The organism is Halorubrum alkaliphilum (genome assembly GCF_017873815.1).
In the GTDB taxonomy this organism is placed as follows: domain Archaea; phylum Halobacteriota; class Halobacteria; order Halobacteriales; family Haloferacaceae; genus Halorubrum; species Halorubrum alkaliphilum.
The window spans coordinates 15,226-40,464 of record NZ_JAGGKQ010000005.1 but is presented as its reverse complement, the minus strand read 5'-3'; the positions used below and the strand labels follow the sequence as shown (position 1 = coordinate 40,464).

The window sequence follows — 25,239 nt, the reverse complement described above, 5'->3', positions numbered from 1 at the left end:
TCAGGGCGCGCCGGCGATCACCATTCGGGAGTCGTCCGCGCCGAACGTGAGCGTCCGGGTCGACCCCGGATCCACGCGTACGGCGTCGCCGCCGTCCATCTCGACCGTCTCGCCGTCAACCGTGATCGACGCGGTTCCCGCCAACAGGAGATACACCTCCTCGTGATCACCGTCCGCGTGATCGTGTTCCATACCCTCCCAGCCGTCGTCGGCCTCGACGACGGTCACACCCAGTGCCTCCGAATCGAGCGCGTCACGAAGGAAGTACATTCCCGGTGCGCGCGGCTCGACATCCGTGTAACTCGCTCGGTCGTAGCCCATACTCGCGATACGTGATGAAGCACCGAAAACCTGCCGTCGATGCCCATGCGGTGACGCGGCGTCCCGATGGGTCAGAACGAACCCTTGAGCTTCTCGAAGAAGCCGCGGTCGACGTCGATGTCCTCGCCGCCCGCCTCGGCGAACGCCTCCAGCGCCTCCCGCTGCTCCTCGTTGATCGAATCGGGGACGACGACGCCGACCTGTACGTACAGGTCTCCTCGCCCCCGCCGTCGGAGGTGTGGCATTCCTTTCCCCTTCAGTCGGAACGTCTCCCCGCTCTGTGTTCCGGCGGGGACGTCCATCTCCACGGTGCCGTCGACCGTCTCGACGTCGACGGTGTCGCCGAACACGGCCTGCGGGAACGAGATCGCCTCCTCGACGCGGAGGTCGTCGCCGTCGCGTTCGAACCGCTCGCCGACGTCCACGTCGATCTCGATCAAGAGGTCACCGCTCGGTCCGCCGTTCTCACCGGGAGCCCCCTCGCGCTCCATCCGGAGGCTCTGCCCCGACTGAATGCCCGCAGGGATCTCGACGGAGAGCGTCGCCTCCTCACGGACGACGCCGTCGCCGCCACAGTCCGCACAGTCCTCGCTGTACGTCTCGCCGGTGCCCTCACACCGTGGACACGTCGACGTCTGTTGGACCCGGCCGAGCGGCGTCTGCTGGACCTGTCGGACCTGTCCCTGCCCGTTACACTGCCGGCACGTGCTCACGTCGGCGTCGGGCGGATGTCCCGCGCCGTCACAGGTGTCACAGGTCGTCGGTCGTTCAAGCGTGAACTCCTTCGTCGTTCCCTCGAACGCCTCGTCGAGGTCGATCGTGAGCCCGGTCCGAAGGTCGCTCCCCTGTCGAGGCCGGTCGTCCCGACGACCGCGGCCGCCTCCGCCCCCGCCGAAGAACTGATTGAAGATGTCCTCGAAGCCGCCGGCACCGCCGGCACCGCCGCCGAAGGGCCCGCGGCCACCGCCGGGCCCCCCGCCACCGGTCGCGCCCCGCTTGTCGGCTTCGGTGAACCGATCGTGGCCGAGTTGGTCGTACTGCTGGCGCTTCTCGTCGTCGGTGAGCACCTCCTTGGCCTTCTGTATCTTCTTGAACCGCTCCTCGGCGTCGTCGTCGTCGCTGACGTCCGGGTGGTGTTCGGCGGCCTTCTTGCGGTACGCCCGTTTGATCTCGTCTTCGTCGGCGTCCCGCGACACGCCCAAGACGTCGTAGAAGTTCTCGCTCATGCGTTACGTTCGTTGTTGAGTCGTTCGTGGCTGCGTCGTGTTAAGCGGCGCGTCCGAAGGCCGAGCGGTCGGCGCGACGGTTCGTGGTCTTGGCGCTACTCCTCGTCGTCTTCGTCGTCCACGTCCTCGAAGTCGGCATCGACGTACTCCTCGTCGTCGGCGTCCGCGTCGCCGGGTCCGGCTCCGCCCATGCCGCCGGGGCCCGCACCGCCGCCCATGCCACCCATGCCGCCGGGACCGCCCGGTCCCGCAGCGCCGCCGGCACCGCCGGGACCGGCCTGTGCGGCCTGTCCCTCGTACATCTGCTTGCCGATCTCCTGAAGCGCCTCGGAGAGCGCCTCGGTGACGGACTCGATCTCCTCGGTCTCGGCGTCCTCGTTCTCCAAGGTCTCCTCGACGTCCTCGACGGCCGCCTCGATGTCGTCGATGAGCTCCTGATCGAGTTCCTCCTCGTTCTCCTCTAAGAGCGTCTCCGCGCGCTGGATCGACGTTTCGGCCTCGTTACGGGCCTCGATCCGTTCGCGGCGGGCCTCGTCCTCCTCCTTGTGTTTCTCCGCTTCCTCCTGCATCTCCTCGATCTCCTCGTCGGAGAGGCCGACGCCGCCCTCGATGGTGATCGACTCGGCGTTGCCCGAGCCCTGGTCCTCGGCTTCCACGTTGACGATGCCGTTCTCGTCGATATTGAAGGAGACCTCGATCTGCGGGGTTCCCGCGGGAGCCGGCGGAATGCCAGAGAGCTGGAACGCGCCGAGCAGCTCGTTCTCATCGGCGATCTCGCGTTCGCCCTGGAAGACGCGGACGTTGACGGACGTCTGGTTGTCCGCGGCCGTGGTGAACACCTTCGACTCCTCGGTCGGAATGGTTGTGTTCTTCTCGATGAGCCGCTCGAACAGTCCACCCTTCACCTCGATGCCGAGCGAGAGGGGCGTCACGTCGAGCAGCACGATGTCGTCGACGTCGCCGGAGAGCACGCCACCCTGGACCGCCGCGCCGAGCGCGACCGCCTCGTCCGGATTGACGTTCTTTTTCGGTTCCTGACCGACGAGCTCCTCGACTTCGTCGACCACCTGCGGCATCCGTGTCGAGCCGCCGACGAGAATGACCTCGTCGATGTCGGACTTCGCGTAGTCGGCGTCGGAAAGCGCCTGTTCGGTCGGCGCAATGGTGCGCTCGATCAGGTCGGACGTGAGGTTCTCGAACGTCGCTCGCGTGATCGACTGTTCGAGGTGGACCGGACCGCTGTCGGTCGCGGTGATGAAGGGGAGGTTGACGGTCGTCTCCTTCTTGTTCGACAGCTCGATCTTCGCCTCCTCGGCGGCGTCCTTCAGCCGCTGGAGCGCCTGCCGGTCCTCGCGGAGGTCGATCCCGTGATTGTTCTTGAACTCGTCGGCGAGGTGGTCGATGAGCGCCTCGTCCCAGTCGTCACCGCCGAGGTCGTTGTCCCCATTCGTGGCGACGACCTCGTAGACGCCGCCGCCCAGATCGAGGACGCTCACGTCGAACGTGCCGCCGCCCAAGTCGTACACGAGAACGGTCTGGTCGGACTCGTCGTCGAGGCCGTACGCCATGGAGGCCGCGGTCGGCTCGTTGACGATGCGCTCGACATCGAAGCCGGCTATCTCGCCGGCGTCCTTGGTTGCTTGACGCTGTTTGTCGTTGAAGTACGCCGGGACCGTGATCACGGCCTTCTCGACGTCGTCGCCGAGGTACTCCTCGGCGTCGCGTTTGATCTTCTGGAGGATCATCGCCGAGATCTGCTCGGGCGTGTACTCCTCGTCCCCGACCTCGACGGTGTAGCCGTCCTCGCCCATGTGACGCTTGATCGACTGTATCGTGCGATCGGGGTTCTGAACCGCCTGGTTCTTCGCCGGCTTCCCGACGAGCCGCTCGTCGTCGTCCGAAAAGGCGACGACGGACGGGGTCGTCCGGTCTCCCTCGGCGTTCGAGATGATCTCGGGCTCGTCACCCTCCATCACCGCGAACGCGGAGTTGGTGGTACCGAGGTCGATACCGAGGATCTTGTTGGTCGCCATCTTGTCCGAATATACCGGCTTGTGTCGGTTAAAGGTTACTAGACGAGCCGATATCGTCGATCGAGTGATACCGCCTACGTCCTGCGGTTTTCCCGATCATGGTAGCCACTAACATCGATGTCTTTATACTGACCCGCAAGCGCAGTTGCCGACTCATCGGGTGGTTCCGAGTCGGCGGAAACCGTCGAGTTATATTTCGGAGACGAGGTCCTCAAGAACAGCTGCGGGGTCGTCCGCCTTGGCGACACCGGACGCGAGAAGGACGCCCGACGCGCCGAGGTCCGCGGCCGCCGCGACGTCCTCGCCGGTGGAGACGCCCGCGCCACAGAACACGTCGACGGCGTCGTCGACCGCGGCCGCGGCCGCGACCGCGTCCTCGACGATACCAGGGTCGGCCGTCGCAACGGAGACATCGCCACCGATGAGCTCCGGCGGCTCGACCGCGACCGCGTCCGGGGAGAGTGCGGTGGCCGCGCCGATCTGTGCCGGGTTGTTCGCGCAGACGACGGTTTCGAGGTCGGCCCGTTCCGCCGCGCCGACCGACCCGTCGATATCGGCGAGTTTGAGGCGGTTCTCCGAGTGATTGATGAGGGTTCCCTCGGCACCGTTGTCTGCGACGGCCTCCGCGAGTGTCGACCCCGTATGCGAGCCGTGTGCGTTCGGCGACACGTGTTGAGCCCACGTCTCGACGCCCGTCTCGGCGACGCGAGCGAGATCCGCTGCCTGTGGCGATACGGCGATCCGAACGCCGGAAGAGTCGGCCACGTCGCGGGCGGCGGTCGCGACCTCGATCGGATCACACGGATACGCCTTGAGGTTCACCAGAATGAACATGATCGGTATACGTGACTGCGGGCGCAAATAGCTTCATACTGCGGCGTCGCTCGCCGAACGGACCCCAATGCCGTGTATCGCCCTACCTTATATATACCCGGGCGGATAACGCGACGAACGACCCCGTTCGGGGCCGAAACTGGACATGTCCCTCATCGAACTCATCGCCGGCGTGGAGGCACGTGAGGCCACACTGACCGTGTTCGATCCGCGCGCCGACACCGCGGACACCCTCGCGGGACACTTCGCCGACCGGAACGTCCGAGTCGTCGACGGGTCCGCGGACGAAGGACCGGAGGGGTACGCGGTGCTCTCACGTGACGGGGAGTTCGTGACGGCAGTAGCAGTCGAAGACCTGCTACCGGGCTATGACGGGGGGACCACTGATGGCGATTCGGAGCCCGATATCTCGGGAGACCCGGGTCCGAGCCGTGTCGGCGAACCCGTCCTCGACCACCTCGACGAAACGATGTTCACCTCGTACTCGCGGGCGGACATGGTCGCGGCCTCCCGCGAGATCGAGGATCGCGCATGGCGCGTCGGGACCGGCGAGCTTCACGCCGGATTCCAGACGCTCGAAGTACTGACCGGGGAGGCGAACACGTACGACAGGCTGGGCGAGAAGGATGATCTCGACGTTCACGCGTACGCGACCGCCGAGGGGGACTCGCCCGACGCGGACCACTACACCGTACATATCGGCCGGACCGCGGAGATCCGCGAGACGTGGTTCGTCGCGTACGACGGCGGCGGATACGACGACGCGAAGTGTGCGCTGCTCGCCGAGGAGCGGGCTCCCGGAGAGTTCTACGGCTTCTGGAGCTACGATCCGGAGACGGTCGACACCATCATCGAGTACCTCAGGGAACGATACCAGTCGTCGGAAGCAACGGACGGCGACGACGGTGCGACGGCGTGAGCGCCTCTCACGGCCGGTTCGCTAGTCCTTCCGTTTGACGACGTCGCCGAGCGTCATGCTTCCGGCGTCGGTCGTCTCCCACTCCTCGTCGACGTCCTTTCCTTCGACGAGCGAGACGTCGAGCGCGCGCTCCAGTTTCCGCTGGACATCGTCGGTCGGGAGAGTGTCGCCGCGCTCCAGCTTTCGGATCAGACTCGCCTTTTCGTTGAGATCGTCCGCGAGCTCCTCCTGGCTCAGTCCTCTGGACTCCCGGGCACTACGGATCCGGTCGTCGTAGTCCGTCGCGATCTCGTCCATGTCGTCGAACATGTCGCGTGGACGCTGCGAACTCCCGGACGAGCCGCCGGATCCGGACGAAGAGGAGGATGACGACGACGACGAGGTCCCGGAGCTGGAACTCGTCGAGTACTTGCTCCCGGCGGAGCTGCTGGACTCCTCGCGGACCTCGGTGCCGAAGTCCGTACAGGAGCTACACAGCTCCAACTCGGCGCCTTCGACCTTCGTCGTCGTCAGCGAGGCCTGCTCGGCACCACACATTTCACACTGGGGCATACGCGACGCTAACATAGCCTGCTGTATAAAGGGTGCGCTGGGACCGGCCGTCACCGATCGTGGTACGCCGTAACAGCCTTAAGAACCCGTGCGCTAAGGATCGGTAGTGGCATCCCGACAGGGCGGACCGGGACCCGACGAGGGGTCCGGTACCGGATCGACGGAGCGCCGGACCGCACCGCACGCGGCGACACCCGACGCCGGGTCCCGTCGCGAGCCGACCACGCCGCCGAGCCGGTTCGGACCGGACGACTCCAGAGCACGGTCAGCCCATCGCCCCGATGCCGGCGGTTCCGAGCCGACCGCGAGACGACGGACCCCGGAGGACCCGCCGGTCCGCGACCCGAGCCTGTACGCGCTCACCGACCACTTCCGCGAACGCCTCGAACAGCCCGGTAGATACGTCTCGACACGGGCCGTGAGCGACGCCATCCGACGCGGACAGCTCCGCTGGAACCGTACCGACGGCTGGCGGTTCGCACTCGTCGAGGACGGGATCCGGTTCGTCGTCGTCGTGGGCGACACCGAGACGAACTCCCCCGTGGTCGTCACCGGCTGGACGGAGATCGCGGACCGCGACCGCGCGCTCGAAGCAGGCCGGTTTGACCCCGTCGACATCGACACCATCGACGTGCGAACCGGACTAAGCGAGGCGTCCGCCGAGCCGATCCCGGACCGGATCCGCCCGCGGGCGATCACCCGCCCCTTCGTTGTGGGCGAGCACCGCCTCGAAACCGAGCCCGGTCAGCCCTACGTTTGCTGTGCCGACTGCGGCTGCCGGTTCCGGTCGAAAGACGCGATCACCGGCCGCGGCTGTCACGGCCCGTCCGGGCGGTAGCGTCGCTATCGAGGGGTCATTTAAACCACGATCGTCGTTTCCGGTAGCAGTATATAAGCGGTCGAGTCCCCGGCGGAACCATCGGTTAGAGGACTCACGGAAACGTCCGTAGTATGAGACGTTCTCATCGATCATACGGGGAGTAGATCGCTCAGATCGATAGCAACGAGATCGTATATAAAAGGTATTTGAGCGGCAGCGACGACCCTTTATAAATGAACGATGCGGTGGCGTCACCGGCGGCTTTGCCGCCGGTTGCTAGCGAGAGCTCCGCTCTCGCCCCGCGCCCCGGTGAGCGGCTCGGAGAGCCGCGAACCGCGAGGGACCGAAGGTCCCTCTGGCAGCCGGCGGCTCCGCCGCCTGCCAGAGAATCTCCGATTCTCGCTGAGTCAGGGACGGTCGCCGAGCGGTTCCGGCGACCGTCCCTGACGAGGCTGGGGAGGCGTGAGGTGCGGGGCGGTTGCGGGGCGGGACTCAAAGAGGCAGGGAGCGGGGCCGACCGGAGGGAGGCCCCGACAGCGAACGGGCCGGAGGCCCGTGAGCCACGAGGGCTCACACGCTGTAGCAAGCACCGCAGGAACGAGCAGTGAGGGACCGAAGGTCCCTCTGGCAGCCGGCGGCAGAGCCGCCGGCGACAACGCGAGTGACGAGGAGCGCAGCAAAGCGCGCGAGTCCTCGCGACTGGAGGTTTGGAGGTGTTCACCGCCGATCCGCCAGCAACCACTTATAAACGAACAGCTGGAGAAGTAGAGCCGCTCACCACAGCACCATCTAGTTATAACCAGCCGCCAGCAACACCACTATCTCACTTATAAACAACTACTCCACCGTATTGCGAGACCCACTCCCGACATCGGTCACTGACGTGAGTCGGGAAGCAATCGGCAGTGTATCTGCGCGCCATAGTCACCACGACGTCCGTATCAACCACTGAGAATTTGAGATCAGTCGAGCGTTTTCAGAGGTGGCTGTTTATAAGTGGTCGACCATCGTCGTCAGTATCTGTATATAAGTGAGTACGTGGATCTCCCTATCTCCACGTCGGTCGGGGACGCTACTCATTTCCGCCTCCCGACCGAAGCCGAGCCAATGACCGACGACCCCGGCGGCCCGGAAGCCGGCGACGCGTCCGATCCCGACACGGAGGCTACGGCGAGCGACGTCGATACCGATGACGGCGGCATTGACGCCGATGACGGCGGCATTGACGCCGATGACGACGGCGAGGAGATCGATGTCGACGACTCCCTCTCGCTCGACCGGTTTCACGACGCGCTCGAAGCCGAGGAACGACCCGTCGCGACCGCCAGCGAGGTTGCGAGGCGGCTGGGGACGACGCAGGCGGCCGCCCGCGACGCGCTCGCCACGCTCGTCGACCGCGGGGACGTGGATCGGCTCGACGTCGAGAGCGACCCCGTCGTCTTCTACCCGACCGAGTGGGGTCGGCTGGCGAGCCGCGAGCGGGTCGTAACCTTCCCGAAACGCCGGGAGATCGTCGTCGACCGACCGACACAGTTCACGCGGGCGCGACTCTCGCAGTTCGCGAACCTCGTCGACACGACCGGGACCGATCCCGGAACGCGCGGATATCTTTACCGGATCCGCCAGGAGGACGTCTGGGCCGCGCCGTTCGAGGACGCGGACGCGTTGATCGCCAGCCTCCGGTCGGTGCTTCCTCGTCGGTTCGAGCACTTGGAGGAGTGGATCCGGGACCAGTGGCGGCGCGCACACCGGTTCCGGCTGTACACCCACGAGGACGACTACGTCGTGTTGGAGGCGGCCTCCGAGAGCCTCATGGGAAACGTGGCGGACCAACATCTGGCGGACGAACACGTCCGCGCGCCCATCTCCGAGACGGAGGCATGGGTGAACGAGACGGAGGTTGCAGCGGTCAAGCGCGCGCTGTACGACGCCGGCTATCCCGTCGAGGACGACCGCGACCTCGACACGGGCGACCCGGTGGACATCGATCTCACGACTGATCTCCGACCGTATCAGGAGACGTGGGTCGAGACGTTCCTCGAATCACGTTCGGGCGTGTACGTCGGTCCACCCGGGTCGGGAAAGACGGTCGCCGCCATCGCGACGATGGCTGCCGTCGGCGGAGAGACGCTGATCTTGGTTCCCTCCCGCGAATTGGCTGGGCAGTGGCGCGAGGAGCTGCTCGACCACACCACGGTCGACCCCGCGGATATCGGCCTGTATCACGGCGGTGCCAAGGAGATCCGGCCGGTAACGATCGCCACCTACCAGATCGCCGGGATGGACCGCCACCGCTCTCTGTTCGACTCGCGGAAGTGGGGGTTGATCTGTTTCGACGAGTGCCACCACGTCACGGCCCCGGTGTACTCCAGAACGGCGGAGCTCCAGAGCAAACACCGGCTCGGCCTCTCCGCGACGCCGGTCCGCGAGACGGGAAGCGAGGAGGAGATATACACCCTGATCGGGGGGCCGATCGGCGCGGACTGGGACGCGCTGTTCGAGGCCGGGTTCGTTCAGGAGCCCGAAGTCGAGATCCGATACGTCCCGTGGCGCGACGAGTTGGCACGCAACGAGTACGCCAGCGCGGACGGCCGGGAGCGACGGCGGGTGGCGGCCGAGAACCCCGCGAAGATCGAGGAGATCCGCTATCTACTCGCCGCCCATCGCGAGCAGAAGGCGCTCGTCTTCATCGAGTACCTCGATCACGGCGATGCCATCGCCGACGCGCTCGGCGTCCCCTTCATCAGCGGCGAGACGCCACACCGCGACCGAACGGAGCTGTTCCGACAGTTCCGGGGGGAGGACGGCGACCTCGACACGCTCGTCGTCTCTCGGGTCGGCGACGAGGGGATCGACCTCCCGAACGCCGAACTCGCGATCGTTGCGAGCGGGCTCGGCGGCAGTCGACGACAGGGCTCCCAGCGCGCGGGTCGAACCATGCGTCCCGAGGGGTCCGCGCTCGTGTACGTGCTCGCAACCCGCGGATCGAGCGAGGAGGAGTTCGCTCAACGGCAGATGCGACATCTCGCGCGCAAGGGAGTCAGGGTCAGGGAGACCAACGTCGCGGAGTGAACGCCAGACACTTGTCGGTCACGGCGGAACCGTGAGACATGAACAAACGACGACTCGGGTCCATCGGTCCCGTCTCGGAGGTCGGGTACGGAAGCTGGCAGATCGGGAGCGACTGGGGAGAGGTGACGGAGTCGGAAGCGGTCCGCGCGGTCGAAACCGCCCGTGACGCCGGGATCGACTTCTTCGACACGGCCGACGTGTACGGTGACGGTCGGTCGGAACGGATCCTCGGAGAGGTTTTCGGAGACGACATCGAGAACGACGACGTCACCGTCGCGACGAAGGCGGGCCGGCGGCTCGATCCCCACGAGGCCGACGGGTACACCGCGGCGAACCTCGAACGGTTCGCCGAGCGTTCCCGGAAGAACCTCGGCGTCGACTCGCTTGACCTGCTCCAGCTACACTGTCCGCCGACCGACGTGTACTACAATCCCGAGACGTTCACCGCGCTTCAGGGGCTCGTCGACGACGGACTGATCGACGCCTACGGCGTCAGCGTCGAGCGCGTCGAGGAGGGGATGAAGGCGATTGGCTACCCGGGCGTGGAGACGGTCCAGCTGATATTCAACCCGTTCCGGCAGCGGCCCGCGGAGTACTTCCTCGATGCGGCCGCGGAGGCGGACGTCGGCGTGATAGTCCGGGTTCCGCTCGCGTCAGGACTGCTAACCGGATCGCTGTCGGCGTCGACGTCGTTCCCCGAGTCGGACCACCGCAACTACAACCGCGAGGGCGAGGCGTTCGACGTCGGCGAGACGTTCGCCGGAGTGCCCTACGAGGTCGGACTCCGGGCGGTCGACGAACTGGATCCACACGTTCCGGACCGGCTGTCCATGGCGTCGTTCGCCCTTCGGTGGATCCTCGATCACGACGCCGTGACGACGGTGATCCCGGGGTCCACCACGCCGGAACACGTCCGGAGCAACGCCGCCGTCAGCGATGCGTCACCCCTGTCCGAGGACGCACACGCCGCGGTCAAGCGAGTGTACGAGGATCACGTCCGCAAGCACGTCCACCATCGCTGGTAACCGCGACTTCGGGTCGGTCGTGGCCGATGGACCTTTGAGGCGTTCCGTCGTCGTCCCCGATCATGGACCCCGATACCGGGAACACGGACGAGGGAAACACGGACGACGCGGTCGCGGACGAGGGAAACACGGACGACGCGGTCGCGGACGAGGGAAACACGGACGACGCGGTCGCGGACGAGGGAAACACGGACGACGGGGCCACGGTCCCGACGGTCGGGGAGGCCGTCGTGGACCGTTTGCTCGACTGTGGGATCGACACGGCGTTCGGGATCCCCGGGAAACAGACGCTCCCGCTCAACCGGGCGTTCGCCGACCGCGACGCACGGTTCGTCGTCGCTCGCCACGAGACCGCGGTGACGCATCAGGCGTGGGGATACGCCGAGTCGAGCGATCCGGGAACGATGGCGGCGACGGTGGTCGTCCCCGGACCGGGTGACATGAACGCGATGAACGGGCTGAAGAACGCGAGAAACGACTGCGTCCCGTTGCTCCACCTCGCCGTGGAGACTGAACGCGACGTGCGCGGCGGGGACGGGATCCACGAGACGCCGCCGGAGACGTACGACACGGTCGTCAAGGAGAACGTCCTCGTACAGTCGCCCGCGGGCGCGGTCGCCGCGGTCGACGACGCGATCCGCGTCGCCCGCGAGGCTCCACAGGGACCTGTCAGAGTCGGGATCCCGAAGGACGCCCTCGCGAGCCGGACGCCGCAGGCGACGCCGCCGGATCGGGATCCGGAACCCCCGACGGAGCCGTCCGACCCCGCGGTCGACCGGGCCGTCGCGCTGCTTCGCGAGGCGTCGGATCCCGTCCTGCTCGCGGGCGGCGGGGTTAGACGCTCCGGTGCGAGCGACGGGCTCCGCGTGGTCGCCGAACTGTTGGACGCGCCGGTCGTGACGACGTATAAGGGTAAGGGAACGATCCCGGAGACGCATCCGCTGTCGGCGGGCGTGCTTTGCGGGGGCGCGAGCACGGAGCTTCGCGAGCTGCTCGCGGGGGCCGACGCCGGGCTGGTCGTCGGCTCGGATCTCGACGCGGTCGCGACGGCGGAATGGTCGGTCGAGCTCCCGGACACGCTCGTCCACGTCACGCTCGGTGTCGACGACATCGGGTTCGGTTACGAGACCGACGTGGGCGTCATCGCCGACGCGGACCGATTCCTTTCGGCCCTCGCCGAACGGATCGAGGCGGATACCGGAGCAGGAGATGAACCCGCCGGTGTCGGTTCCTCGTCGACGCCGGGCGCGAAACGGACCACATCGGTGCGCGAGGCGGACCGGGATCGGTTCGTAGCGGTCGCCGCCGAACGCGATCCGGAGGATCCGCTCCGCTCAGTCGAGGTCCTCCGGGAGGTCCGCGAGGTCGTCCCGGATGACGCGGTCGTCACTGCCGACGCGGGCGGGTTTCGGCTCTGGACGCTCGTCTCGTTTCCCGCGTTGGGGCCGTCCTCGTACGTAAACCCGGGGTCGTGGGCGACCATGGGGACCGGACTCCCGTCCGCGATTGGCGCGAAGCTCGCGAACCCCGAGCGCGAGGTCGTCGCGCTGACCGGGGACGGCGGCCTCATGATGTGTGTCCACGAGCTTCACACCTTGGCGAGCGAGGGAGTCGACGTGACGGTCGTCGCGCTCAACAACGATGACTACGCGATCATCAGCGAGGAGGCCGAACGCTCCTACGACTTCGAGCCCGGCGCGTACGGGTGGGACGGCGCGGGGTTGGACCTCGTCGCGATCGCGGAGGGCATGGGCGTGGCGGCGGAGCGCGTCGACACGCGGGAGGCGGTCGGCGAGGCGGTCGCGAACGCGATCGACCACGACGGACCGTCGCTCGTCGAGGTCATGACGGATCCGGCCGAGCCGCAGGCGAGCGAGTGGATGACGCGTTCACTTACGGACGAGTCAGACTCCTCCCACGGCTGAAGCCGTGGACTTTCTGTGTTCCTCCGTACGTTCACCGGACGCGCCGGGCGAAGCAGTCGGACCGGTCGAGACGGGTGGACTGCCCCTCACCACGGATCCCGAAGGCCGTTCGATCGGTCCCGTGTCCTCGATTACGTCTCGCTCGTATCTGATTGATAAAACGACATATATCCGTCTACGTCGTGGAGGTCCGCCATGCGGAACCCATGGGTCCATGAGGAGGTACCGGATAACCGGTCGATATACGAGAGTCGTGCGAAACTCCTCGGCACGGCGCTGTGGGGAGTCTCGCTTCTCGTCGTCGGACTCTTCGTTACGCTGTCGGGGTCCGGAGGCATGGACCTCGGCGGGACGGGAACGGGCTCAACACTGCTGACGACTCTCGTCGCGGCGCTCGCGCTGGTTCTGGTGTTTCCGGTCCTCCTCAAACTCCTCGCCGTGTCGCGGTTGCTTGCTTCGGTCGCGTTCCTCGGGGCAGCGTGGACCGTCGGTCGGTTCGTGATGGAACGAGAGGCCGACCGGATCGGCGAGATAGCGGAGCTAGCTGCCGCACGTGAACTACTCCACGGTGCGAGCGAGGCGGTCGGCGAGCTGTCGGAGTTGCTTGACGTCGTTTCCGTACTGGTTTGATCGTCTCTCCGAACGAGGAATTTAATTACGATGATAGTGAGTGTTTGAGCATGACTCATGCGAACGACGTCGCCGTCGGGATCGTCGGACTCGGCGGGATCGGAGGACATCACGCCACGCGACTCGCCGAACGCGGGGCGAACCTCGTCGGCGGGATGGACATCGACGCCGACGCAAGACGCGAGTTCCACGAGGAGTTCGGTGTCCATGCCTACGAGGACGAAACGGAGCTCTACGACGCCTGTGACGCCGTACTGATCACGACACCGAACCGGTTCCACGAGGAGTACGCCACCTCCGCGCTCGAAGCGGGACTCGACGTTCTCCTCGAGAAACCCCTCGCACACTCGCTGGAGAGCGCGGAACGGATCGCGGACGCAAGCGCCGAGGCCGACGGGTTCTGTATGGTCGGATTCAACAATCGGTTCGCGGATCCGGTTCGAGTGATCAAGGAGGAGCAGGCTGCGGGGCGGTTCGGGGAAACGACTCACGTCGAGGCCAACTACGTCCGCCGTCGGGGGATCCCCGGACGAGGTTCCTGGTTCACCTCGAAGGATGTCGCCGGCGGCGGGGCGCTCATCGACATCGGCGTTCACGCGATCGATCTGGCGCTCTACTTCCTCGACCACCCGGAGATCGTCGAAGTGTCCGGAGAGACGCGCTCGGAGTTCGGCGGGCGGGACGACTACGCCTACGTCCACATGTGGGGCGAGGACACGGGACCGGAGGGGTTCGACGTCGACGACTCCGCTTCCGCGTTCATCCGCGACACCGACGGCAACACGATATCGCTGGAGGTCGCGTGGGCGACGAATCGACCGACGAACGACGAGTTCGTCGTTCGTGGGACCGAGGCCGGCGCGACGTTCGACCGCGGCGCGGACGAACTCACGATCCACGAGGCGGGCAACGGCGGCAGCCACCACCTCTCTGACGCCGAGATCGAGACGCGCGGCGGCGACACCCACGCGACGGAGATCGGCGTCTTCCTCGAAGCGAGCGCCGACGAGGAGGCACCCGCGATCAACACGGTCGAGGAGGCGCTCTCCGTACAGCGCGTCATCGACGCCATCTACCGGTCCTCGGAAGAAGGCCGCGCGATCCGACTTGACTGACCCGACGCCGCGCCGCGTGTCTGGCCCCTTTCGTCTCGGTGAGTTCGCCCCTTTCGTCTCGGTGAGTTCGCCCCTTTCCTCGCGGTTGTCTCGTCCTCTCTGGCGGCGTTTCGTTCGAGCCGGATCGGACAGGTATTTATCGGATCGCTCGAACGGGCGAACATGCCCTCCGAGGAGACGAACGCGACTGCGGACGACGAGCCTAGCGAACGCTTCCTCACGCTGATCGGAGTCGGCGCGGGACTCGTCCAGTTCGTCGCGTTCACCGCGGTCGGTGTACTGGCACTGGAAAACGTCGTTTACAGCGGTATCATCGGGCTGTTCGCCGGGGTGGGGAGCTTCCTGTTTATCCCGTGGTTCGTGGGTCTCTCGGCGGTCCAGGAGGCGGCCGACGGAGACGTTTCGCTGTCGGCCGCGACGGAACGGGTCTCACGGAGCACGCAGCGAGGACTGATCGGGTTCGGTCTCGAAGCCGGAGCGATCGTGATGATCGCCGTCGCCTTCGCGCTCGACGGCGCGGACTTCCTCGTCGGCGTCCCCGCGGCACTGGCGGTCGCGCTCGCGATCTACTTCGTCGGATCGGTCGTGATCGGACGCTGATACAGTACCGTTCTCCGGCGGAGTAGTCGATCCGGATCACGAACTTATTCGTCGATACGGTTCCTGTACCGAATCAACTCGTGAGCGACTCCCCCGGCCCGACGCCGCCCTCCGAACGGATCGTTAGCCTCGACGTCCTCCGCGGCGTCGCGGTTCTCGGGATCCTCGTCATCAACGTGTGGGTGTTCTCAATGCCCGAGCAGACACTTTTGAACCCGACCATATACGCCGATTCGACTGTTTACGGCGATCTGGCCGGAGCCAACTACTACGCTTGGCTCGTCGCTCACGTGTTCGCTCAAGGAACGTTCATCACGCTGTTCTCCGCGCTGTTCGGCGCAGGGATCGTCCTCTTCATCGAGAGCAAGGAGCGGAAGGGTCAGTCCGCAATGGCCCTCCATTACCGGCGAACTGCGTGGCTGATAGCGATCGGGATGGCCCACGCATATCTGCTGTGGTACGGCGACATCCTCGTCGCGTACGGCTTCTGTGCGCTCGGGTTGGTGTTCTGTCGCGACTGGGATCCGTCAGCGCAGGCCATGCTCGGACTACTGCTCCTGCTCGTGCCCTCGTCGCTGGAGGTGCTCGCCGGATTCGCCGGCGGGGGCGAGGCGATCGCGGGGCAGTGGACCCCCGCGGCGTCGGCCATCGCCGCCGAGGTGTCGACGTATCAGGGCGGCTGGGTCGGCCAGCTGGAGCACCGCGTGCCGGCGGCGTTCGAGCGACAGACCACCGGGTTCATCGGTGGGTCGTTCTGGCAGGTCGGCGGCGTGATCCTGCTCGGCATGGCGCTGTACAAGTGGGGCGTGCTGACCGGCGAACGCTCGACCCGAATATATAAATTCCTCGTCGCCGGCGGCGTCGCGGGCCTCGGGATCGTGCTCGCCGGCGTCTGCTACATCGAGGCCAACGACTGGTCGGCCGACGCAGCGCTGTTCTGGCGGCAGTTCAACTACTGGGGCGCGCTGCTCGTCGCGGGCGGCTACGTCGGCGCTATCGTTCTGTACACGCGCTGGCGACCCGACGGTCCGATCACCCGTACGTTCGCGGCGGTCGGCCGGACCGCGTTCACGAACTACCTCCTCCAGACGGTTGTCGCGACGAGCGTCTTCTACGGTCACGGACTCGGCTACTTCGGAACCGTGAGCCGCGTCGAGATGCTCGGATTCGTCGTCGTCGTCTGGATCGGTCAGCTGGTGTTGTCGGTCCTGTGGCTCCGAGTCTTCCGGTTCGGCCCCGTCGAGTGGCTCTGGCGGACGCTCACCTACGGGGAGAAACAGCCGATTCGAAAGGAGGAATGATGATTGGTCGTCACTCGGGGACGGGAGCCGTCGACACCCGATTCGACAGGGTTCCGACGCCTTCATACGTAATTTCGACGCTTTCGCCCGGCTCGACCAACCCGGGGTTCGCCGGGCTTCCGAACGCGATACAGTCGCCGGGGCGGAGCGTGAACCGCCGTGAGAGATACGAGACCACCTCGTGGGGGCCGAATAACATCAGCTCGGTGTTCGCCTCCTGACGGGTCTCTCCGCCGACCGTCGTGGACATCTCGATATCGAACGGATCGACGTCGGTCTCGATCCACGGGCCGAGCGGGGCAGACCCGTCGAACGCCTTGCGCGCGGTCCGGCCCTGCTGGTCGAGCGCGTCCACGTCGTTGAGGACCGTGTATCCACGGACGACATCGGACACGTCGGCGGGATCGAGCTCTCGACACCGTTCGTCGATCACGGCGACGAGCTCCCCCGCGTACGTTAACTCCTCGGTCCAGTCGGGGTAGCGGATGGGTTGTCCGTGAGCGAGGAGGCTCGCCGGGGGTTTGATGAAGAAGTCCGGCTCCTCGGGACGCTCGTACGCCATCTGGTCGAGCGTTTCGGCGTAGTTGCGGCCGACACAGTAGAGCGCGCTGGGCTTACACGGCGGAAGCAGGCGTCCGTCGCGACCGACCTCGTATCGACCCTCATCGGTGGTGATGACGCCGTCCTCGTACCGTCCCGAGATCGGTCCGCTCGACGTCAGCAGGCGGGCGAGTCGCATGGGAGTCCGTTTGATCCGAACGACAAAGGTTCCTCGGTGTGGGGCGTGAGTACCGGTTTCGGAGGGGCAAAACCCGATCAGTGACGGGACGGAACGCCGATCACGACTGCCGACCGGATCTCCAGTGCCGTCTCGAACTCGTCGCGCCGGTTCGTTTTCGATCCCCACTGCTCGACGGCGGTCTCGTGGGCTCGGGCGGCCGCGTCGCGCTCGCGGTCGGCGAGCCCGAGCCGGTCTCCGATCGCCTCCCAATGATCAGACTCGACGAGGAACGCCTCGCGGTCGGGGTCGCACGCCACCCGCTCGTATCGGCGCCGGTACTCGTCGACCCGGGGAGAGAGACCCGATTGGACCCGGACCAGCAGCGCCGGCAGACGATCGCTCGGGACGCTCGCGAGCGCCGCCGACTTCAACAGCGCCGTTCCGTCGATGGGGTGGGAGCCGACGAGGGTATCGTTCCCTCCCGCACCGCTTTCGGCCTCGTGGTCGCGCATCAACCCCCCGCGCGCATCGCCTTCTGCTTGAATTTCGGCAGGAGCGTGTCGAGAACCGACTCCTCGCCCGCGAACGACACCGACACCTCGGTGAGTCGTATCGACGCCGCCGCCGTCACCGTCTCCGCGCTCAGCGCTGCCCGCCACCCCTCGCCATCAACGCGGGTCGCCTCCGCCGGGTCGTCGGCGTCGACGAGTTCTCCCCCGAGGTTCACGAGGTAGTGTGCCGCGAGCCGTCTGGAGATACCGCGGTACGCGACCTCGCGACGGACCCACCCCTCCTCGGATGGGGGATCGGTCCGCTCCTCCGTTTCCCCGGGATTGGTCGTTCCGCCCGCAACGGGCGGAAACACCGACAGGCGGTCGCCGTCCTCCAGCGGGGTTTCGAGCCCTTGAAGATGGAGGACCTCGCGCCCGTTCTTCAGGATGTTGATCTGGGGTGCGAGGTCGCCATCGACGATCAGTCGTCCCGTCATCCCCTCGTACTCCGCCTCCAACTCGCGAAGCACGTCACCTGTCGTCGCTCCGTCCTCGAACTCGCGGTGGACGGTCTTTCCGCCGGCGGCCTCCCGAAACGTCGCGAAGAACCGCAACTCCAGTTCCATACACGTGATCTGGAGGTGGGAGGGGTTAAAAGCGGGCGTCCGTCGACGGGTTCGCAGCCATCACAGATCCGAGAGCCGGATCCCGTCGTCGACGAGCCGGAAGTTGCGCTCGCGGTCGAGTTCGTCGACGAGCCACTCGTGTTCGTACAGCTGGCCGATAAGCTCGACGTAGAGGTTCCGCCAGGCGATAGCGTAGATGGGCGACTGTCCCCACGCACGGAGTTCGGGAACGAACTCGTGGTAGGTGCTGGCCTGCGTTTCCATGCGTTCGATCGCGTCGGCAACGACTTCGGCGGCTGCGGCCGGATCGCCGCCGTCGATCTCCTCGTTCAGCCGCGACTGGATTCCGGTGATCGCGTGCCGCATATCCCGTTCCGCGGTTCCATCCTCTTCCGGCAACGACTCGATGACTCCTCGCGGAACGCCTAACTCGATCTCGGGCATGGTTCCAACTCCGGGTCCGATGACCAAAAAGACACGTCACCCGGCGACGATCGATCCCGTCAAGCGCGGCTCTCCGACGCTAGGGCGTTGGAGCGGACTTCTGGAGTGCGGTCTCCGCGATGTTCCCGCCGTAGTCGGCAGAGCGGAGCACAGAGTCGACGACCAACCCGACCAGCTGGGCGCGTGCGGGGTCGAGATCGCGGAGTAGTTCGTCGATCGCTCGGACGCGCTCATCGATCTCGCGGACGCCGGCGCGGGCGTCGTTGGCCATCCGACTGGCGTCGTCGTTGTCCTCGGCGAACAGGGCGTCCATGGCAGAGTCAACCACCTCGACCGCGTCCTCGTAGAGATCGTCGATCGCGTCGAGTACCTCGTCCGGGAGCGGTTCCTCGATGTTGAGCGTCAGGTGGGCGATCTTCGTCGCGTGGTCGCCGATCCGCTCCAGTTGACGCGCGCTGGAGTGGTAGTCGAAACACTCCTCGCGCGGGAGCCCCAGCTCCTCGGCCGCCTTCGGCGTCCGAAGCGTTGCTCGGAAGATCCGCGAGACGACGAGCCACAGCCGGTCGAGATCGTCGTCGCGACCGATCACGTCGCGGGCGCGATTGTGGTCGAGATCGTGAAGAGCGGCCAAGGCGTCCTCGAGCATCGACAGCGAGATGAGTCGCATTCGGGTGACGGCGTTGTGGATCGAGAGCTCCGAGGAGTCGAGGAGATCCCGGATAACGACCTTCTCGCGGGTCTCCTCTAAGACTTCAAGGCCGACGAGGCTCTGAACCGCCTCACGAACCGTCGATCGCTGCTCGGCGGTGATCCCCGATCCCTGAAGCTCGATGACGTCGAACCCGCTGACGTACATCGTCGTCACCGCCCTCGTGAGTTCCTGACCGGTCAGATCCGTGACGTCGAGAGTCCCGCGAGTCCGCTCGGTCTCGGTTCGCGGCGTGAGAAACAGTGAGTCACCGTCCGGGTGGAACTCGATCTCGCTACCGGCCCCGACGTCGTTCTCGGTCGCCCATGACTTCGGGATCGAAACGGTGTACGTCGAGCCGCCGGTCACTTGCACCTTCCGCGTTTCCATATCGGCCGTACGTCCTCACCCGTGTTAAGTTTGTGTACTCTATATACCTCGTTATTCTCCGTTACACACGCACTTTCTATCATTTTAGCGCTTTTAAGACGTGTTTTGCTACTATGTGGATAGCATCTCGCCGAAGCAACGTATCTATATATAGCACTATATATCTATTATAGTAGCATATTTAGGTGCCTGTACCGCTCTATCGAACGATGGAGAGCGACACCACCGGTGGGGTCGACGGTCGGCTCGGCCGGCGGGCGTATCTGGCTGCCGTCGGAGGAAGCGCTGTCGGACTCTCGGGATGTCTCGTTCGTGGAGCGGACGGTCGAGGGTTGGACGGACGGATCGTCGTCGACGGGAGCAATACCCTCCTTCCGCACGGTGCCGCCGTCGCCGAGGAGTTTCAGTGGCGGAACAACCGCGTTCGGATCCCTGTTCGAGGCTCCGGAACCGGTGCGGGGTTCCAGCGCTTCTGTTCCGGGAACACGGATGTCCAGAACGCCAGCCGTGCGATCCTTGACGACGAGGAAGCGATCTGTGGCTCCAACGGCATCGACTTCCTCGAACTGGAGGCCGCACTCGACGGCATCGCGGTCTGGGCACATCCGGACAACCACTGGTGTGACACGCTCACCGTCGAGGAGCTCAATCGGCTCTGGCGCTCCGGCTCGGATGTCGACACGTGGGGTGACCTCCGCGAGGAGTGGGCCGACGAACCGTTCGGCGACGAGGAGATCGACCTGTACGGTCGCGACTCAGCCTCCGGAACCTTCGACTACTTCACACAGGCGATAAACGGCGAGTACGGGAACATCCGGTCGGACTACGCCGGAAGCGCGGACACGAACGTCATCGTCCGGGGCGTCCGCGGGAATCGCCACGCCCTCGGATTCGGCGGAGCGGGCTACTACTACGAGAACGAGGACGACCTGCGACTCGTCGCCGTCGACGACGGAAACGGCGGGGTCAGACCGACACGGGAGACGATCGAGAGCGGCGAATACACGCCGCTTTCCCGGCCCATGTACGTGTACTTCGATGCGACGCAGTTGACACGCCCCGAGTTCCGGGCGTACGCGGAGTTCTTCTTCGAGCCGATCGACGGCGACGCCGACGAGTCGGTGGTCGATCCGGGCGAGACGTTGACGTGGACCCAGTGGGCCGCACGGAAAGTCGGGTACTACGCCATCCCCGACGAGACGGTCGAAGAGAGCCGTGAGCGACTGAGTGACGCGCTCGCGAGGGTCGGGGTCGACGAATGAGCGACGCGACGGAGGGTGCGGACCTCTCGCGAGCGGGGTCGGACATTCCGGCGGGCAAGAACCTCGCCGTTCGTGGCGTGTTTTTCGCGTGCGCGCTCGTCACCGTCCTCACCACGTTCGGGATTGTCGTAGTCCTTGTCGACGGCGCGTTGGGGTTCTTCCGCGAGGAGACGCTGTTCGAACTGCTCGCGAGCGTCGGTGCCGGGATCCTCGCTGGCAGTCCGACCGAGGCGCTCGAAGCCCTTCGGTCCGGACTCGCCGCCCGGGTGACCGTGACCGAGTTCCTGTTCGGCACGGAGTGGTCGCCGATCATCCGTCCCCGGTCGTACGGGATCCTTCCGCTGGTGTGGGGGACGATGATAATCGTGGTCGGCTCGGCACTGATCGCGCTTCCGGTCGGTACCGCGACGGCCATCTACCTCTCGGAGTACGCCGATCGGCGGGTGCGGAAGGTCATCAAGCCGACTCTTGAGATACTCGCCGGGATTCCGACGATCGTGTACGGCTTCTTCGCCCTCTCGTTCATTACGCCGCTCATCCAGCGCTTCTTTCCGGAGACCGGGACGTTCAACGCCGCCGCCGGCGCGATCGTCGTCGGTATCATGATCATCCCGATGGTGTCGTCGCTGTCGGAGGACGCGATGTCGGCAGTGCCAGACGACCTCCGGAACGCGGCCTACGGGCTCGGTGCGACCAAGTTCGAGGTGTCGACTGACGTGGTGTTTCCCGCGTCTCTCTCGGGCGTGATCGCCTCGTACATCCTCGCCATCTCCCGCGCGATCGGTGAGACGATGGCAGTGACGCTCGCGGTCGGGATGCAGCCGAACGTGACGCTGAATCCACTCGAACCCGCACAGACGATGACCGCGTACATGGTTCAGATCGGCATCAGCGACGTGTCCGTCGGCTCCATCGGGTATCAGAGTCTGTTCGCGGTCGGTCTCCTGCTGTTCGCGATGACGCTCGCGATGAACCTGTTGAGTCTTCAAATCAAGGGTCGCTACCAGGAGGAGTACCAATGACCGGTTCGTCGTCCAGCTCCGACGACGCCCGAACCGACGGCGACGAACTCGCCCGGCCGGAGGGCGGAGACCACGTCCGAACCGATGGAGGCGAACACGCCAACCCCTTCGCGACCGTCGGCGACGACATCGAGCGAAAACAGCGGATCGGACGCGTCTTCGTCGCCGTGTGTGCCGCCTCGACGCTCGTCGGGATCGTCGCGCTCGTCGTCCTGCTGGCGGACGTGCTCCTCGAAGCGTGGGGCTGGGTGACACTGGAGTTCCTCACGTATCCGCCTTCGCGGTTCATCGAGAACTACTATCCCGGCGGTCGCGGCGCGGGCATCTTCCCCGCGCTCGTCGGGTCGATCCTCCTGATCGCGCTCACCGCCGTCTTCACTATGGTCCTCGGCGTCGGTGCGGCGATCTACTTGGAGGAGTACGCCGCCGAAAGCCGGCTGAAAGGGTTCATCGAGGCGAACATCTCGAATCTCGCGGGGGTACCCTCGATCGTGTACGGGCTGTTGGGTCTCGCGGTGTTCGTCCGGTTCGCCGGATTCGGCGAGAGTCTCCTCGCTGGAGCGCTCACGCTCACGCTGCTGATCCTTCCGATCGTTATCGTCTCGTCACAGGAGGCGCTCCGGGCGGTCCCGGACTCACAGCGACACGCCGCCTACGGCGTCGGCGCGACCGACTGGGAAGTCGTCCGCGATGTCGTCCTCCCGTCAGCACTCCCCGGTATCATGACCGGGACGATCCTCTCGCTGTCCCGAGCCATCGGTGAGACCGCACCGCTCATCATGGTCGGGGCGGCGACCTCGATGTTCCGGGCGCCGATCGAGGACGTATCGGGGATCCCAGTACCGGACCTGTTCGGTCCCTTCGCGGCGATGCCGATGCAGATCTTCGACTGGGCGCGGCTGCCGGAGGGCGACTTCCAGCACGTCGCCGCTGCCGGGATCGTCGTCCTCCTCTCGATCCTGCTGTTGATGAACGCGACGGCCATCCTGATCCGTAACAAGTACGAGACACGATAACCCATGAGCGACAGTTACTCAACCACCGACGAGACGACGGACAGCGAGGCGGCGAACAGCACGGATACCGGAACCGAAGCACGGAGACCCGGAGAGACGCTCGATGAAACCACGCCGTCGATCCAAGAGATCCCCGAGCGCGAGACCGTCATCGAGGCCACGGATCTGACCGTCCACTATGGCGACGTCGAGGCGCTCAAGCCGGTGAACGTCCGGCTCCCCGAGCAGGAAGTAACGGCGATCATCGGCCCATCGGGCTGCGGAAAGTCGACGTTCCTCCGGTGTATCAACCGGATGAACGACATGGTCGACGCCGCGCGGGTCGGCGGCGAGCTCCGCTACCGCGGCACGAACGTATATGGCGACGAGGTGGACCCGGTCGCCCTTCGGCGACGCATTGGGATGGTGTTCCAGAAGCCGAATCCGTTCCCGAAGTCGATCTACGACAACGTCGCGTACGGGTTGAAGATACAGGGATACGACGGCGACATCGACGCACGCGTCGAGGAGTCGCTCCGGAACGCCGCGCTGTGGGACGAGGTGAAGAACCAACTCGACTCGTCGGGGCTCGACCTGTCGGGAGGGCAACAACAGCGGCTCTGCATCGCCCGCGCGATCGCCCCCGATCCCGAAGTGATCTTAATGGACGAGCCCGCGTCGGCGCTCGACCCGGTCGCGACTGCGAAAGTGGAGGACCTCATCGACGAACTCGCCGAGGAGTACACGGTGATCATCGTCACACACAACATGCAACAAGCGGCCCGCATCTCCGATAAGACCGCGGTCTTCCTCACCGGCGGGAAACTCGTCGAGTTCGGCGACACCAACCGTATCTTCGAGAACCCGGAGAACCAGCGGGTCGAGGACTACATCACGGGGAAGTTCGGGTAGTCACCGCCCAAGCCGGGCCAGATGAACACGGGAGCGAACCTGCGTGGATCAGTAGCGAGGCCGTGTGGATCAGTAGCGAGGCGGTGAGAGTTGAGAAGAGTTAAATCGGATGCGGCGTAAGCAGAAATCACGCTCGGTTGGTGTAGTCCGGCCAATCATGTTGGCCTTTCGACGAACGCGGGACGCGACGGTTCCGGTTCGGAAGACAGCCGACGACCAGGGTTCAAATCCCTGACCGAGCACTTCTCACGGACGTGTCGAAACACACAGCCGAACGGCCACGGTCACTCCGAGCGAAGCACGTGGACGCCGCTCGGGTCGAGCACCAACGACACGGTATCCCCGGTCCGTGCGTTCTCGGTCGACGGATCGAGCGCGACCGTGACGAGGTCACCGTTCGGTAGTTCGATCCGGGCGCGTACCCGGTCACCGAGATAGTATCGATCCCGGACGACGCCCTCGATGTCACCCTCCCCGACTCGGAAGTCACCGGGGCGGACGATCGCGGTCCCCTCGGCGGTTTCCGGGATATCATCGATATCGTACGTCGCGAACCCGAGGTCCATCCGCCCGTCCTCGATCGTCGCGGAGACGGCGTTCGAGGTGCCGACGAAGTCCGCGACGAAGGCGTTTGCTGGACGCTCGTAGATCTCTGCGGGCGTCCCGATCTGTTCGATCCGGCCGTCGTTCAACACGGCGATGCGGTCGCACATCACCATCGCCTCCTCTTGGTCGTGGGTGACGTACAACGTGGTCACGTTGAGCTCGTCGAGCAGTGAGCCGATCTCCTCCTCAAGTCGCTTCTTGAGCTTGGCGTCGAGCCCCGTCATCGGCTCGTCGAGGAGGAGTATCCGCGGTTCGATCGCCAACGCCCGCGCCAGTCCGACCCGCTGTTGCTGGCCGCCGGAGAGCTGTCGTGGATCCTTTTCGGCGTGCTCGCCGATCCCGACGAGTTCCAGAAGCTCGTTTGCTCTGTCACGACGCTCCTCCTTGTCGACGCCCTGCATCTTCAGTCCGAAGGCGACGTTGTCAAGCACGCTCATGTTGTTGAACAGCGCGTACGACTGGAATACGAGCCCGACGTTCCGGTCCTCCGGCGGGACGTGTGTCACGTCGTCGTCGTCGAAGAGGACCCGTCCCTCGGTCGGCGTCTCGAAGCCGGCGATCGTTCGCAGTGTCGTCGTCTTCCCGCAACCCGAGGGGCCGATGACGCCGAGCACTTCGCCGTCCCTGACGGTGAGGTCGATGCCGTCGACGGCCACCTCCTCGTCGTACCGTTTCGTGAGTGAATCGAGTGTGACTTCGGACATGTGTA

The 25,239-nt window shown here is 65.6% G+C and carries 25 protein-coding genes, 1 tRNA gene and 1 pseudogene; 15 read left to right on the top strand and 12 right to left on the bottom strand.

Annotated features, from left to right (window positions below; genetic code table 11):
* From J2751_RS04905 to tpiA, 4 genes are all read right to left on the bottom strand, one after another.
* Complete coding sequence (locus tag J2751_RS04905) at window positions 1-321, bottom strand: cupin domain-containing protein (RefSeq protein WP_209483738.1); 321 nt, start codon at window positions 319-321, stop codon at window positions 1-3.
* A 71-nt stretch (window positions 322-392) separates the two neighbouring features.
* Entirely contained in the window at window positions 393-1,547 is a 1,155-nt protein-coding gene (gene dnaJ / locus J2751_RS04900; protein WP_209483736.1) for a molecular chaperone DnaJ, read from the bottom strand.
* Window positions 1,548-1,642: 95 nt separating this feature from the next.
* Window positions 1,643-3,580, bottom strand: a complete 1,938-nt coding sequence (gene dnaK, locus J2751_RS04895; protein ID WP_209483734.1) for a molecular chaperone DnaK — start codon at window positions 3,578-3,580, stop codon at window positions 1,643-1,645.
* Between the two features lie 189 nt (window positions 3,581-3,769).
* Window positions 3,770-4,414: a triose-phosphate isomerase gene (tpiA, locus tag J2751_RS04890; RefSeq protein WP_209483732.1), complete on the bottom strand. Its 645-nt coding sequence runs from the start codon at window positions 4,412-4,414 to the stop codon at window positions 3,770-3,772.
* Between the two features lie 145 nt (window positions 4,415-4,559).
* Here tpiA and J2751_RS04885 point away from each other — a divergent pair, with 145 nt between their 5' ends.
* Window positions 4,560-5,333, top strand: a complete 774-nt coding sequence (locus J2751_RS04885) for a DICT sensory domain-containing protein (protein ID WP_209483730.1) — start codon at window positions 4,560-4,562, stop codon at window positions 5,331-5,333.
* Between the two features lie 21 nt (window positions 5,334-5,354).
* Here the strand turns inward: J2751_RS04885 and J2751_RS04880 are convergent, their stop codons facing one another.
* Window positions 5,355-5,885, bottom strand: a complete 531-nt coding sequence (locus J2751_RS04880; protein WP_209483728.1) for a multiprotein bridging factor aMBF1 — start codon at window positions 5,883-5,885, stop codon at window positions 5,355-5,357.
* Window positions 5,886-5,991: 106 nt separating this feature from the next.
* On the opposite strand from J2751_RS04880, the gene J2751_RS04875 reads away from it, so the two are divergent.
* The 9 genes from J2751_RS04875 (at window position 5,992) to J2751_RS04835 (ending at window position 16,373) form a co-directional block, all read left to right on the top strand.
* Window positions 5,992-6,723 carry a hypothetical protein gene (locus J2751_RS04875; protein WP_209483726.1) on the top strand — a complete coding sequence of 244 codons (732 nt, stop codon included), beginning with the start codon at window positions 5,992-5,994 and terminating at the stop codon, window positions 6,721-6,723.
* A 537-nt stretch (window positions 6,724-7,260) separates the two neighbouring features.
* Window positions 7,261-7,473 (top strand): hypothetical protein, encoded by a 213-nt coding sequence (locus tag J2751_RS04870; protein ID WP_209483724.1) that lies wholly within the window; start codon window positions 7,261-7,263, stop codon window positions 7,471-7,473.
* A gap of 339 nt (window positions 7,474-7,812) precedes the next feature.
* Window positions 7,813-9,777 carry a DEAD/DEAH box helicase family protein gene (locus J2751_RS04865; protein ID WP_209483722.1) on the top strand — a complete coding sequence of 655 codons (1,965 nt, stop codon included), beginning with the start codon at window positions 7,813-7,815 and terminating at the stop codon, window positions 9,775-9,777.
* Between the two features lie 38 nt (window positions 9,778-9,815).
* Window positions 9,816-10,802 carry an aldo/keto reductase gene (locus tag J2751_RS04860; RefSeq protein WP_209483720.1) on the top strand — a complete coding sequence of 329 codons (987 nt, stop codon included), beginning with the start codon at window positions 9,816-9,818 and terminating at the stop codon, window positions 10,800-10,802.
* Window positions 10,803-10,864: 62 nt separating this feature from the next.
* Window positions 10,865-12,727, top strand: a complete 1,863-nt coding sequence (locus J2751_RS04855; protein WP_209483718.1) for a thiamine pyrophosphate-binding protein — start codon at window positions 10,865-10,867, stop codon at window positions 12,725-12,727.
* 195 nt (window positions 12,728-12,922) lie between these two features.
* A complete protein-coding gene (locus tag J2751_RS04850) occupies window positions 12,923-13,357 on the top strand; it encodes a hypothetical protein (RefSeq protein ID WP_209483716.1) in 435 nt (144 codons plus the stop codon).
* 50 nt (window positions 13,358-13,407) lie between these two features.
* Window positions 13,408-14,472 carry a Gfo/Idh/MocA family protein gene (locus J2751_RS04845; RefSeq protein ID WP_209483715.1) on the top strand — a complete coding sequence of 355 codons (1,065 nt, stop codon included), beginning with the start codon at window positions 13,408-13,410 and terminating at the stop codon, window positions 14,470-14,472.
* Between the two features lie 162 nt (window positions 14,473-14,634).
* Window positions 14,635-15,072 (top strand): hypothetical protein, encoded by a 438-nt coding sequence (locus J2751_RS04840; RefSeq protein ID WP_209483713.1) that lies wholly within the window; start codon window positions 14,635-14,637, stop codon window positions 15,070-15,072.
* A gap of 80 nt (window positions 15,073-15,152) precedes the next feature.
* Complete coding sequence (locus J2751_RS04835; RefSeq protein ID WP_209483711.1) at window positions 15,153-16,373, top strand: DUF418 domain-containing protein; 1,221 nt, start codon at window positions 15,153-15,155, stop codon at window positions 16,371-16,373.
* Between the two features lie 10 nt (window positions 16,374-16,383).
* Here J2751_RS04835 and J2751_RS04830 read toward each other — a convergent pair whose 3' ends face one another.
* The 6 genes and pseudogenes from J2751_RS04830 to J2751_RS04805 all read right to left on the bottom strand — a co-directional run bounded on the left by J2751_RS04830 (window position 16,384) and on the right by J2751_RS04805 (window position 19,733).
* Window positions 16,384-17,112 carry a fumarylacetoacetate hydrolase family protein gene (locus J2751_RS04830; RefSeq protein WP_209483709.1) on the bottom strand — a complete coding sequence of 243 codons (729 nt, stop codon included), beginning with the start codon at window positions 17,110-17,112 and terminating at the stop codon, window positions 16,384-16,386.
* 77 nt (window positions 17,113-17,189) lie between these two features.
* Window positions 17,190-17,606, bottom strand: a complete 417-nt coding sequence (locus tag J2751_RS04825; RefSeq protein WP_209483707.1) for a hypothetical protein — start codon at window positions 17,604-17,606, stop codon at window positions 17,190-17,192.
* Window positions 17,606-17,959: a rhodanese-like domain-containing protein gene (locus J2751_RS04820; protein WP_209484022.1), complete on the bottom strand. Its 354-nt coding sequence runs from the start codon at window positions 17,957-17,959 to the stop codon at window positions 17,606-17,608. The genes J2751_RS04825 and J2751_RS04820 overlap by 1 nt, the downstream gene beginning before the upstream one ends.
* A pseudogene (locus J2751_RS04815) lies at window positions 17,936-18,211 on the bottom strand (ubiquitin-like small modifier protein 1); the annotation flags it as partial. The pseudogene J2751_RS04815 and the gene J2751_RS04820, both read right to left, overlap by 24 nt.
* A gap of 60 nt (window positions 18,212-18,271) precedes the next feature.
* The gene (locus J2751_RS04810; RefSeq protein ID WP_209483705.1) at window positions 18,272-18,655 is read right to left on the bottom strand and encodes a hypothetical protein; all 384 of its coding nucleotides are present in this window, start codon (window positions 18,653-18,655) and stop codon (window positions 18,272-18,274) included.
* A 79-nt stretch (window positions 18,656-18,734) separates the two neighbouring features.
* Window positions 18,735-19,733, bottom strand: coding sequence for a phosphate signaling complex PhoU family protein (locus J2751_RS04805; protein ID WP_209483703.1), 999 nt, complete (start codon window positions 19,731-19,733; stop codon window positions 18,735-18,737).
* Window positions 19,734-19,942: 209 nt separating this feature from the next.
* Between J2751_RS04805 and J2751_RS04800 the strand changes: the two genes are divergently transcribed.
* The 5 genes from J2751_RS04800 to J2751_RS04780 all read left to right on the top strand — a co-directional run bounded on the left by J2751_RS04800 (window position 19,943) and on the right by J2751_RS04780 (window position 24,166).
* Entirely contained in the window at window positions 19,943-20,995 is a 1,053-nt protein-coding gene (locus J2751_RS04800) for a PstS family phosphate ABC transporter substrate-binding protein (RefSeq protein WP_209483701.1), read from the top strand.
* The gene (gene pstC, locus J2751_RS04795) at window positions 20,992-22,017 is read left to right on the top strand and encodes a phosphate ABC transporter permease subunit PstC (protein ID WP_209483699.1); all 1,026 of its coding nucleotides are present in this window, start codon (window positions 20,992-20,994) and stop codon (window positions 22,015-22,017) included. The genes J2751_RS04800 and pstC overlap by 4 nt, the downstream gene beginning before the upstream one ends.
* Window positions 22,014-23,033, top strand: a complete 1,020-nt coding sequence (gene pstA / locus J2751_RS04790; protein ID WP_209483697.1) for a phosphate ABC transporter permease PstA — start codon at window positions 22,014-22,016, stop codon at window positions 23,031-23,033. Before pstC ends, pstA begins: the two co-directional genes overlap by 4 nt.
* A gap of 3 nt (window positions 23,034-23,036) precedes the next feature.
* Complete coding sequence (gene pstB / locus J2751_RS04785) at window positions 23,037-23,924, top strand: phosphate ABC transporter ATP-binding protein PstB (protein ID WP_209483695.1); 888 nt, start codon at window positions 23,037-23,039, stop codon at window positions 23,922-23,924.
* A 131-nt stretch (window positions 23,925-24,055) separates the two neighbouring features.
* A tRNA-Glu gene (locus J2751_RS04780) sits at window positions 24,056-24,166 on the top strand.
* A gap of 42 nt (window positions 24,167-24,208) precedes the next feature.
* Here the strand turns inward: J2751_RS04780 and J2751_RS04775 are convergent.
* Window positions 24,209-25,234, bottom strand: a complete 1,026-nt coding sequence (locus tag J2751_RS04775) for an ABC transporter ATP-binding protein (RefSeq protein ID WP_209483693.1) — start codon at window positions 25,232-25,234, stop codon at window positions 24,209-24,211.
* Between the last annotated feature and the right edge of the window lie 5 nt (window positions 25,235-25,239).